Here is a 12,627-nt window from a genome sequence, read left to right on the forward strand (position 1 = left end):
ATGCCCGACGCCCGATCCACCCTCGTCCCGAGCGCGGTCGACCTCGCGCTCAGCGCGCTCCGAGCCCGTGAACTCACGGTCGTGGCGATTTCGACGATGGCGCGCGGTCACGAGCTGGGCGAGGCCGACCTGGCCGTCCTGCTCCGGCGGCTCGTCGACGACGGTGCCCGGGTACCGAGGCCGCTCCGTCCGTTGGTCGCCTCGGTCCCGGTCCCGGCGGCTTTGGCTGAGGCGTTCTCGGAGCACACGACCCTCGATCTCGACTCGATCTCACTGACCGACCTCGGGCTGGTTGCCACACGGGACGGGGTTCCCCTCCCCCGAGAGGCGGTGTGGGATCCGCCCGTCGAGCGGCTGCCGGCGCCCCCGGTGGTCGAGGCCACCGAGGAGCCGGACGAGTCCGTCCTAGACCTTGACGAGGACGACCTCGACGAGAACGCGGAGGCCACGGACTCGTTCTGGCGGTACCGGCTGGAGACCGGCCGCGCACGGTTGCTCGACGCGGCCGAGGAGGTCGCGCTGGCGCGGGCGATCGAGATCGGTCTCCTCGCCGCCGAACGCCTCGAGAACAGCGATGAGACGACACCGGCCGCTCTCCCGCTGCGGTTGCTGATCGCGGCCGGCGAGGGCGCGTACCAGCGTTTCGTCACGGCCAACCTTCGACTCGTGCTCTCCATCGCGAGCGGGTACGGAGCTCCGGGTCTGGACGCCCTCGACCTCGTACAGGAGGGCGCTCTCGGCCTGATCAGGGCCGTGCAGAAATTCGACATCGCCCAGGGCACGAAGTTCTCGACGTATGCGACCTGGTGGATCCGGCAGGCCATCACCCGCGCCATCGCCGACCAGTCGCGCACCATCCGTTACCCGGTACACATCGTCGAGCGCCTGAACACCTTCGCTCGCCGCACCCACCCGGACGACGATCCCGCCACGGCCGAGCTGGCCGCCACGCTGCCGACGACGGTGCCGTACGAGAGTGCACAGAACGCCCTCGGTGAGGAGAGCCTGCAGGGCGTCGCAGAACGCCACCTCGACCCACCCGCCCCGGACCTGCGGGGATTCGACGCCGAGGACATCGCAGCCGCCCTCTCGATCCTGTCCGAGCGCGAGCGAACGATCATCGACCGTCGCTTCGGGTTCGTCGGCGACGCCTCGACGTTGGACACCATCGGCGGCGAGCTCGGGGTGACCCGCGAGCGCATCCGACAGATCCAGAGCAAGGCACTCGGGAAGCTGGAAACCGAGCTGCGCGCGGCCCGCCGTCGTCAAGCCCGGGCGGCCTCGTAGTCGAACTCCCCCAGCCGAGCGCGCGCCGTGGCGCGCTCCTCGTCGGTGAACAAGTCGTGGAAGCGCTCGTCCAGCATGACGGCCTCGACGCTGAGATCGAGCCGCCTGCGCTCCCAGAGGAACGAGAACGTGTCGTTGGCGGGCTTCCGGAGAGCCCGACGCACCGCGTCGACCGGGCCGTATTCGACGAGCAGCCCCACGAACGGTCGCGGGTTGTGCTTCAGCTCGCCCTTGCAGACATCGAGCACCTCGACGAGGCGGGCCTCCAAGAGAGCCTCGGCCTGCGTCGTCTCCGGCGCGACGACGGGCTCCGGCTCGACGCTCGGCGCGGGGACGTGGACCGGGGCAGCGGGCTCCGGCGTGGCCGCAGCCGCGGGCGTCTCCGCGGGAGCCTGTTGCTCGACCTCCGGGAGCTCGAGCTGCGCGACCTCGGGTTCGATGAGCTCCAACTGCCGAGCCGGGCCTACGACGGGCTCGGCCTCGGGTGCGGGTTCCACGAGTGCGACGCCGGGGGCGCCCGTGCCCTCGTCGTCCCGATCCCCCGCCGCAATCTCGTTGCGGCGCTGGACGAAGCCGCGCAGAGCGTCGACCGAGGTGAAGACCTCGAAGCCCAGCTCGGCGAGGCGGGGCAGGTCCGCCTCGTCCGGGTCCAGCTCCAGCACCACGGGCGAGCCCTGCCCGGCCTGCAGTCCCTCGGGCCAGTACGCCTCCGCCACGGCTAGCGCCCGGCTCGTCTCGGGGTCGGCGATCTCCGCATCCAACGCCGGGTTCGCGTACCCGGCCGCCCCCAGCTCGGTGAGCAGGTCGCGGATCTGCACCGCGCGGGCGTCCCGCTCGTCGGTGTCCTCGGCGACCCGTACCTGCGGCAAGCCCTCTGTCCACGCGACCTCGGCGCCGACGAGGCGCCCAAGGAACGCGTTCGCATCCGCCGCAACCAGCCTGCGACGGGCGTCGAGGAAGGCGCGATAGTTCTCGACGCGCCACAGCTCGGGGTCGGCCGGGATCCACTGGCTCGCCAACGCCTCCGCCGAGCAGAACATCAGGTACTCGTGGGGGCTGCGGCGATTCAAGGTGGTCGCGGTGCCGGGCACCGCAAAGGCCAGGTTCCCGACGGCGTTCGCCTCGGACCGGGAGTAGCCGTGCCGGTAAAGAGCGTCCTTCGGGAAAATCTCGTGCACCCGCAGCTCGCCGCTCTCGCCGTCGAGCAGGCCGCCGGTTCCGAGGTCCCGCCCACCGCTGACCCGGGTGAGCATGTAGAGCAACGCGTAGGCGCGCGCCCCGCGGCCGACCCCCTCGAGATCCTGCGGCTCGACGGTCAGGCCGCCCCGACGGGAGCGTTCGAGCGCAGTGATCAGTCCATCCACACCGGATCTGTCGACGATGTCGAGGTCCTTAGCCAGCGCGGTCTCGGCGGAGCCCGCGAACCGGCCGCGCAGGGCGGCATGGACGAACCAGTAGAGAGCCTTATCCGCCTCCGCACCGTCCGCGAACCGGCCCTGTCCGTTGTGCAACAGCCGGGTGACGATCGGGAACGCGTAGCGGCCACTGCTGATCACGCGGTCGTGGTCGATGCCCAGCCGCCCACCGACGAGGCCGAGGAAGTGCTCGATGTTCTGCGACGCGTGGTCGAGCGCCGTCCGGAACTCATCCGCGGACACCCCTTCCAAGGCGGCGAACGGCGCCCTTCCGGTGGCCACCGCGTTGACGTTTCGCAGCAGCCAGTCCAGCGAGAACGTGAACTGCCGCGCCCGCCAGCCCTCCAGCGCTCGGCGCATCGACGGGCGGGCATCGCCCCACTCCGAGCAGATCCGCGCGAGCGCCAGGTCGCCCTTGGACAGCCGGGTGCCACCCGAGTTGACCCGGTTGAAGATGTCGACGACGACGTCCACCGTCTTGTCCGCACCGGTGATCCGGTCGACGAAGAAGTCTCGCTCGAGGATGCTCTCGAGCTGCAGCAGCCGGGACAGGTACACGCCGAGGTTCGGGCGCATCCACTGCTCGTCGATCAGCTGGTCGTACTTCTTGGCCTGGTCGGTGTTGAAGAGGCCGGTGACGTCCACCCACAGCAGGTCGGCCCGCGCGGTGGACGGAGCGAGGAACTGGAAGGCCTCGGTCTCCACGTTGAAGTAGAGCCGGGTGAAAATCGCCGGGTCACCCTCGAAGAACGCGGGTGGGCGCCCGCGGATGATGCCGTAGAGCGTGGTGATCCGCTGCTGACCGTCGAGGAGGAGTTGCTTGGTGCCGCTGCCGGCCTCCGCGCCACGGACTGCCTGCTGCTGCCCCTCCGCCTCCCAGACGAGCAGCGCGCCGACGGGGAAGCCCTTGTAGAGCGACCGCATGAGGCCGCGGATCTGGTCCTTGTTCCACACGTAGCCGCGCTGGAACTCCGGGAGCAGCATCGACCCCGAGTCGATCTGATCCAGGATGGTGCTGAGCCGCGCCATGTCCGCCCCTCCATTGCCGCCGTGCTGCGCCTTCCCGATCCCAGGGCGCCCGTTGATGATGTACCGAACGTGACCGTGTTGCCGTCCTCGCCCCAATCGGACACCCCGATCGTGTCGGCGACTCAATCCGCCGTGCCGGGCAGGACGTAGCGGGTGCCCTTCGTCCGCCCCACCTTCTCGAGACGGCCGTCTTCCACGAGCGCGGTGAGGATCAAGCGTGCCTCCGGCAGGCTCACGGCCAGGAGGTCCGCGACCTGGCTCGTCGACAGCGCGCCTCGGCCGGCCAACATGAGGACGAGGCCGGAGCGATCCGCGTCGGGGTCCTCGTCCGGCTGTTCAACGACGGGTGGTAGGACCACCGGGACGCCGAGGACGGGTGTGGGGGCCTCGTCCTCCATAAGCTCCGGCGCTACCGTCACCTCCGCCGTCTCGGCGAACTCGGGCATCTCAGGGCTCTCGGCCGGTGCGTCGCTCGCCACCAACGGTCCGATCCCCAGGGTGTCGAGCTCGGCCCACACCGGGGCCAGGGCGCGCTCCTCGTTCAGGACGTACTCGGACTGCCGGATCCGCTGGAACGTCCACCCGCACCGCTTGAGCTCCTGCTCACGGTGGAGGTCCGCGAGCTGCTGTTCCGGCGTGGTGTGGAACGCGTCCCCGTCGCACTCCACGGCGAGCTTGCCCGCCGCCCCGGTGACGACCAGGTCGATGAAGCGCCCGTTGGCCTCCACCTGCGGGGTCACGTGGAAGCCGCGACCGAGAAGGTCGAGGAAGACCCGCTGCTCGAAGAGCGAGTCGAAGGCGTCGTGGCGGCGGGTCCGGGTCACGTCGGCGAGCACCGGGGGGAGCTCCGCGCCGGCGCCGGACGTCATGTGGTCCAGCAGCGACCGGCGCAGGTCCGTCGGGCGCAGCAGATCAGCGGTCACCGAGTGGAACAGCCATAGCTGGTCCTGGGCACGGGAGACGGCCACGTTGAAACGCTGCTCCGCGTCCCGCTTGGTGAAGGGGAACGCGGCCCGCTCCTTCGGGGCCACGACCATGGACAGGAACACGACGTTGCGCTCGTCGCCCTGGAATTCGGGCGGGGTGCCGACTCGGATCCGCCGCCGGTCCCACTCCTCCGGATCGATCACCCGCTTCAGCGCGGAGGCGATGATCTCTACCTGCGCCTGTCCCTGGAGGACTACGACCCCGAACGACAGCCCGTCGTACGCCTCGTCCGCCAGGCATGCGGCCAGTGCCGCCGCGATCTCCTCCGCCTCGGCGACGTTGGCCGCCCGACTGCCCGTGCCCTCGGTGAACCCGCCCTCGACGTAGGTAGCGCGCAGCGGCGGGAGCCGGTCGGCCCCGAACTGCCGGAGTGGGACGAGCGGCGCGTCCCGGTAGAACGAGTTCGAGCACCAGCTGATGATCTCCGGCATGCACCGGAAGTGCTCCCGCAGCCGGATGACCTGGCCGAACCGGCTGCGCAGCAGCGAGAAGATGCTGTCGCGTGGCGTGAAGCTCGTGCGCAGGTACTGGGGAATGTCGTGCAGCTCCGAGTCGATGCGGTCGAAGATGGGCTGCAAGGAGCCACTCGTGACCTCGGACGGTGTGCACTGCTTGTCGTCGCCGACGACGATCACCCGCGGCGCGAGCCACAGCAGGAACGCGCTCGTCAGTTCGGCCTGGCTCGCCTCGTCGACGATCACGACGTCGAAGGTGTTCGCCCGCGGCGGGACCGAGGCCAGGACCTGCTGGATCGGCATGACCCAGGCGGGGACCGCGCCCTGCGCCACGCGCATGGCGTCCCGCGCGGCCTGCCGGTAACGCTCGGCGTACTTTCCGGTGCCCTTACCGACGTTCGCCATGTTGTTCTTGTACGACTGCAGGGCCTGCACCTGGGTCGCGTTCATCCGGCTCAGGCAGGCGCGCCAGGACCGGGCGGCGGCCAGGCGGCCGGTCAGCCGGGCCAGGTCCTTGGTCGCGATCGCCAGGTCGGCCTCGAGGCGCTGCTCCCGGCCCGGATCGATCTGGACCTGCAGCCAGGTCGCCGCGCACGCCCGCGCCCAAGCCTCCGGCCAGCGGCGGAGACGGTCCGTCCAGCCGTCGAGCGGGTGCTCGCGGAGGTCCGCGGCGAGGTGCGGCGCCGCGACGTGGACGCGGTCGAGCAGCTCGTCGCAGCGCAGCTGGGCCGTCTGCTGATCCGCGGCACGGGCCAGCGAGGCGAGGGCCTCTGCGTAGGCGCCCTGGTCCGCCGCCTCGAACGCCCGCAAGGCATGTGCCAGCTCGTGCGGGCGCACCTCCAGCGGCACCGCGGCCACGAGGTCGTCGCGAGCGGCGTCGAGCTCGGCACGGGCGATCGCGGCCGACCGGGCGTGGGTCACCTGGACCGCGACAGCCGTGACCTGCTCGACGGCCCCGATGTCGTACAGCGCGGGCCTCGCGGCAGGCGGCAACGTGGCGAGCACCGCGCGGAGGGCGTCAGTGGCGGCCAGGACCCGCGCGATCACCCCGCACACCGTCCGGAGCTGCTGAAGGAGGTCGATCAGCACCACGCGGGGCTCGCCGAGGCCGACGCCGATGCGAAGGGGCCCGAAGGCCACGTTGATCTGCTGCCCGATCGCGAGGACCGCCATGTGATGGGCTGCAGCGTGCGCCGCGGCCGCGGAGTCCACCGGCCGTCCGCCCACGAGCACGGCCGCCTCGAACGGTGCGACGGCCTTCTGCTCGGGGCTCTTGAACATCTTGCGGAGGGAGCCACCACCGTCGAGGTGGGCGCCGAGCGCAGCGAAGGCGTGCGCGGCGGCGTCCAGATCGACCTGGGCGTGGACGGAGACGTCCGCGAACCCGGCCGCCTGGTCGTGCTGCACCGCGGCGTCCACCAGCCCCAGACGCTCCACTGCGCGCTGCCAGGCGTGCGGCCCCGTTCCGCCCAGCAGTGCGGACGTCATGTCCCGCGCCCAGTCCCGGTGCGCGGGCAGGTCCCGCAACGCCAGGAGGCTCTCGTCGGCTTCGGTGCAGGCGGGACCCAGCCGGACGAGCTGCTCACCGTCGAGAGTCTCGAGCGTGGCCACCAACAGCGACGTGTCGCCCCGCCGGACCGACTCACCCAGCGCGACCGCCTCCGCTAGCTCACCGAAGCGGCGCTGGTCGAGCAGACCGGTAGGAATCCGCTGGTCACGACGGCTACGGCGTTCGTCGGTCTCTTCCCCGAGCAGCCGCACCAGCTCACCGAGCTCGGCGGCCGACACCGGGAGCTCGCCCGCGACGCCCTCCCCCAGCCAGCCGTCCCGCTCCTGCGTGCGACCGAGCTCTGCCGCGATCCGGGCGAGCGTGCCCCGGAAGCCGACGGCCACCTCGGGGTGCTCGAAGGTCTCCGCCTCGCGGACGGCGCGAATCTCCTCCAGGAGCCGCGCGCGGTCCCGACGGACGGCCTCGCGCTTCTCGGTGAGGTCCGCGATCTCGCGGTCGGCCCGGGAGGGGTTGAAGTCGGTCTTGCGCCCGGCGAGGGTCGCCACGCTGCGCGAGAGGTCGGAGTTCCCCTTCGCGGAGGCGTCGGTGAGCGACACGCAGAGCTCCTGCATCTCGGGCGGCAGCTTGTCCCGCAGCACCCGGAGGGCCTGCGCCTTCTCTGCGGTGACCAGGACCCGCTTGCCCTGGGCGAGCAGCGCGCTGACCAGGTTGGCGATGGTGTGGGTCTTCCCGGTGCCGGGCGGACCCTCGACCACGACGCCGCTGTCCGCATCGAGCCGATGGATGATCTGAGACTGTTCCTCGTTCGCGGCCAGTGGGAAGAGCGGGGCCTCCCCCGCCGTGGCAGTGCCGAAGCCGGTGCGCTCCAGCCAGGCGAGGCGCTGCTCAGGCTCGATTGCCTCAACAAGCTGCGCGAGCCCCAGCGGCACGGGCGAGGACTCATCCGCGAGGGACGTGGCGATCGCGTCGTAGTACGCCCTGATCGCGTAGGCGCCGCGCGGCCGGGCGACGAGTGCCGGACTCATCGACACCAAGGAGTGCTCGGTCCGCTCAGGCTCCCAGCCGTCACTCACCCTGTGCGCGACCTGCAGAACCCGGGCCGCCCACTGCTTCAGGAACTCGGGCAGAGCGGGTTCGATCGGGCTCACAGCCCGCTCGAGGAGCTTGTCCCGCAGGATCGCGCTACCGGACAGGTCGAAGGAGTCCAGCCCGCCCAGGAGCTCGTCGTCCTCGAGGCGGAGGCCGGACTCGTCGGCGAGGACGCAGATCATGTCGCCGGACTCGAGGTCCTGGTCGATCCGCACGGCCTGGCTGATCATGTGGACCCGCACGCCGGGGGTCTGCAACAGCCCGGAGGCGAGCACGAGCTCGACGGACTCCGGCTGGTCCTGTGCGAGCCGGTGCATGTCGAACAGCGCCTCGAAGACCCGGCGACGAGGCCTCCGCAGCCGCTCCTGCTCCGCCCACGCCCGCCAGTCGACGAGCCACGCGTCGAACTGCCCGCGGATGTGGGGGTGCTCGTCGATCGGGACCTCGCCCTGTCCTCGGACGACCACGCGCTCCTTGAGCCGCGGCTCGCTGAGGTCGTCGGTGACGGAGCGGTCCAGCCACCGCTTGAGCTCGCGGGACACCGCCGGTTCGGGATCGCGGTGCACCCGGGAGACACGGAGCACCTCGGCCCCAGGTCCGTCCGGGCTCTGGATCGTGGTCGCCTGCTGGGCGTAGTGCAGCCACAAGGTCCGGTGGTAGCGGTCGACGCTTCGCACAGGCGCGAAGCGGGCCGCGGCCATCTGCCGTAGCACGCCCATCAACCGTGTCACGCGATCCCTGGTCGACGGGTCGTGCTCGTGCGTCATCGACTTCCTCTCCCGAACCGCCCGGTCTGGGCGCCACACCCCTCATCGAAGGCAAGCACAGCACCGTCACCGAGACGAGGAGAGTTCACTCGAATCGGGCAAGAAACTCGGGTCTCGCTACGAGGCGAGTGCGAACTCGCACTCCGCCGCCTGGACTGGGGCCACACGGTCGGGTGGCGCCTAAGCAGGTTGGTCCGGGTCAAGCGCCCGTCACCATTGGGCTGGGGTCGAGGTGCTCCACACGTCGACGAACCTACGGAAACGGCTGTTCAGCCTTCTCCGTCGCCGAGTGGAGCCTTCAGACCGACGCGCTATCCGTCGAAGTCGCACACGATCGCGAAGCGCTGCCCCAGGGCATGTCCGTGGGCGGCTTGACCGTCGTGGCGCCGAGGACGCCGAGCTCAGACAGCACTCCGTCCAGCCGCACCACGGATTCGAACTCGAGATCGAGTTGCGGTCCACCGCCGGACGGCCGCGGCCCGGTCTCGTCCCACCAGGAGGCGAACTCCGTCGAGTGCAACACCACGGAGATGCCCGTGCCCGTCGAGACCCAGGCCTCGGCCGGGCCCTCGCCTCGTCGATTCCGCTGCGGAACGTTAGCCCCAACCGCTCGGAGAGGACACGGCTTCGTTCGAGGTCCGCGACGACGATGTTGATCTGGGCGACGACCACCATGGCCGCAGTTTCCTCCGCGCCTGCTTCCACCGCTACGGACACGTCTGTCTCGCAGGACGTCGCACCAGAACGAATCGGGCAGCACTTAGAGAGCCCTGCTGTCCAACGGCGGTACGGCCCTCGACCGGATCCGCCCGGGCGGTCTGTTCGCCGAGCAACAGCGATAGTCGGGCAGTTCGACAGGCAGCACACCCGGGAACGACGAAACCCCTGGTCACATCCGGCTCGTTGAGCCTGTGACCAGGGGTTTTGACTGTGGGCGATACTGGGATCGAACCAGTGACCTCTTCGGTGTGAAGGGCGCTTCCCCATGTCAGCCAGTGCCAATGAACCTCGGCGAGACTCTCCCGACCAGCTCCGATCTGACGACCGATATCAGCCACGGCCGCCCCTCACTCGTCGACTTGCTGCCCAAATGCTGCCTCCATCGGTGCAGCAAGGGCGCCAGAGTCGATCATTCGACGACTGCCAACGCCGTTCTGAAGACTCAGAGATGCAGGTCGAACAACCAGATTACGAATGGTATCAGAAGAACCGCAGGAAATAGGAATAGAGTGTACGCCGCGGCACGCGGATGTTCGTTCTTATTGACCATTCGCTTATGGTCGGCGCTTAGATGGTTCTCAGAACTTTCGAGCGCGTTAAAGTACTCCGCCTGTATTGAGTCCAAGGCGCGCTCCAACTCCTGCCTCGAAGTCGAGCTACACCTAAGCCGTTCAAACTTCATAGATATGCACTGAATCTGCTTATAGCTCAGTTCCATCTGTTTGGCGCGAGCGCCATACTTGGCATTCGCGACCAGCAGAGATGCGACAAGAGAAAGAATCGCCAGTGCAACCATGAGAGCATCGCCATTGGTCCCGTACATCTTATCGTTGACAAGCAGGCCCACTGATGCAATGGTTGTTGATGTTGATAGAGCGACAAGCAGGATATTACTAGCCAGATCCCACCACTCCAATCTATTATAAGCAAACAGTCGATCTTTGTAGGTTGTATACGATCGATTCTCGAGCGTTCTTACAAGACCTTCGGGGGTGTCACCCTTTTCACCGGGCGCGTCTACTGATTCTGCCTGGAAATTTGCCACTATTCTTCGCCTATTCTCTCATTGGAAGCTCGGTAAAGCTTGCAGCCTAATCGATGCATGTTCGAACAAGATACTCTAAACGGCGGTCGCGCAACCTAGCTGGATTAGACGCCAGGAGACGAAGCGCCCTCGCGGCGGAGAACCGCAGACGTTGATTCGCACTTCGCTTCAGGACTCCTAATAGGGGAACACTCCTTGGCAGAATCGTGTACCTCTGGGGGCTAAGTCGCAGAGAAGGTCGGATAGCATGAAGAGCCGACTTTAGAGCGGACCGCTCGCCTCCCCTGACGTTGCGCAGATACTCGATTGCGAGACTTGATTCCCAGTCAAGACCTGGGACCGAAGCAGCCCATTCAGCGGCCGAAGAGTCGCCAATAGAGAAGAATAGCGGCAGCGCCTGCGATCGCAACGGAGATACTGAGTTCAGCTCTTTCGGGAGATCATCGAGAAGAAGTTCGCGAAATTCATGATCCCCGTACTTCCAAGCAGCAAGAAGCCAAGATGAAGCCATCCGATCGTAGCCACTTCGGTCTCCCGCTGAGAATGCGAGTCGCTTGAATTCAGATCGACATGAGTTTGCAATCTCGATCCAGAAGTTCCGATCTAGACCTACTGGAGCAGTCAGAACGACTTCAGCAGCCAGAAGACTTATATCGGCATATAGGTGACAGTATCGCTCACTGAGCGACACCAGGTCGCGCAGTACGGCTGGCTTCAGTGGCCATGATCGGACATACTCAAATATCTGCGATGCAGATCCTGGATCAGCCTGAAGATCAGCGGTCCAATGTGGCCACCACTCCTTGATTCCCACGTCTCGATGCAATGTGTAAAGTCTTCGTGTGACGCGGTCCCATCGCTTTGGCCGTTCTGATAGCTCACGATGCTTGATCGAGAAGTCGATGATCTCCTGACGCTGCTGAGCAGTGGCCCGTGTCACGTATGGTGGAGTGTTAGAAACTTGCCCCTTCAAGACGTCCTCGATACGTGACAGCTCAGCCTGAGCTTCGACCATCGCATCGACAACAAACTGCTCTTTATGCACTATTCGGGTTTTCGACGGATTGGGATAGAGTCCAATTGATTCAAGACGACTCTGGAGTCGAGAGATCACTGATTCACCGTCTTCTACAGTCGGGACGGTCATAACAATGTCGTCCATGTAACGGTAGTATCGCCGAACCACACCCTCGCCTTGGAACTCCTTATCGACGTAGATCAACAGGCTGTGCGCGATAGGGCGTGACGAATCGAGCTGCTCCTGTGGCAGCCCCATAAGCGATGTCTCTGAATAATCGCTCCGCGGCATCACTCCATCAACTATTTGAACGCAAAGACGAACAGCTTCTTTGGCTAGGTTGGTCTGATAGAGGAGATGCTCGCGGACAACATCCAACCGAACCGATGGGTAGAAGTTCGCAATATCGGCCTCAACAAAGAAGTCAACAGAATCGTCATCCATCATCTCCCTCAGCATCCCTTGCTGTTCCAGCCAGAAGCTGAACCAATCGAAGCTGGAACCCGCAGGCACCCTCTGAGAAGTCGAATCGCCGCTCCTCTTCTGATCGTCTAGCTCTACCCAGTCCTCAGCTTCCGCAACTAGGTGAAGCTCGGCAGTTACGACTATTGCCTTGAATACGAGGGCATCACGTACGGTCAGAAAGCACAGAGGTCGCGAAAGACCCCTCCCCTTCGCGGCTCGAACCAACTCCCCCCGTTGGGGCGCATACTGCCCAAGAATCAGTTCCCTAGATATACTGGCAAGAAAGCCGCGCAAGCTCCATTCGTAGGCGGCATAATCGAGGCAATCATGACATAGATTGAAGTTATTGAATGTCATAGATGCAAGCTGCGGATATACTTGCTTTCTCCATATGAACATTAGAAACTTCGGGCTCGCAATATCAGAGATTGTGACCGGAGTCTTCTTTTCTGACAATCTCTTTCACTTTCATTGCTAGTCGGCTTGGTCCAAGACGTATCGACCGCAACCGCCGAGGCGTTACCTGGACCACAACGACGCAAGCCGGCCCATCAGAGGCTGCAGAACCTGCCGGTCCCGAGATCAGAGGCGGGGTGCGTTCCCCCGCCTCCGCGCGGAGCGCGTGACAAGGGCTCGGAGGCTCAGGGTCAAGGGCCGCCGGAGGCGGTCGGCGCAGCCGATGCGCAGCACCATTGATGCTGAGTGAGCCCGTGTGACGCTTCGGGGCCGTCAGGTCCCGCCGAAGGCGGTCCATCAGTGGTCCCGGCCCGCCCCGGCCGTGAGGGGCAGGTCTCCCCCCTTGTCGACCGTCGGCCCGGTTCACTTTTCGTACTTTGTGCT

At 66.5% G+C, this 12,627-nt stretch carries 5 protein-coding genes; 1 reads left to right on the forward strand and 4 read right to left on the reverse strand.

The genetic code is table 11. The annotated features are described in order from the left end of the window. A complete protein-coding gene (locus MTO91_RS16715) occupies positions 1-1,287 on the forward strand; it encodes a sigma-70 family RNA polymerase sigma factor (RefSeq protein ID WP_476651810.1) in 1,287 nt (428 codons plus the stop codon). On the opposite strand, the gene MTO91_RS16720 is transcribed toward MTO91_RS16715, so the two are convergent. From MTO91_RS16720 to MTO91_RS16735, 4 genes are all read right to left on the reverse strand, one after another. After that, on the reverse strand, positions 1,266-3,731 hold the full coding sequence (locus MTO91_RS16720) for a GmrSD restriction endonuclease domain-containing protein (RefSeq protein ID WP_476654903.1): 2,466 nt from the start codon (positions 3,729-3,731) through the stop codon (positions 1,266-1,268). The genes MTO91_RS16715 and MTO91_RS16720 overlap by 22 nt on opposite strands. Before the next feature lie 122 nt (positions 3,732-3,853). Next, a complete protein-coding gene (locus MTO91_RS16725; RefSeq protein ID WP_476651811.1) occupies positions 3,854-8,485 on the reverse strand; it encodes an AAA domain-containing protein in 4,632 nt (1,543 codons plus the stop codon). Between the two features lie 1,216 nt (positions 8,486-9,701). Then, positions 9,702-10,304: an SLATT domain-containing protein gene (locus MTO91_RS16730; protein ID WP_476651813.1), complete on the reverse strand. Its 603-nt coding sequence runs from the start codon at positions 10,302-10,304 to the stop codon at positions 9,702-9,704. Positions 10,305-10,350: 46 nt separating this feature from the next. Beyond that, positions 10,351-12,144 carry an RNA-directed DNA polymerase gene (locus tag MTO91_RS16735; protein WP_476651814.1) on the reverse strand — a complete coding sequence of 598 codons (1,794 nt, stop codon included), beginning with the start codon at positions 12,142-12,144 and terminating at the stop codon, positions 10,351-10,353. Between the last annotated feature and the right edge of the window lie 483 nt (positions 12,145-12,627).

Source organism: Pseudonocardia sp. 2-7 (assembly GCF_056341085.1).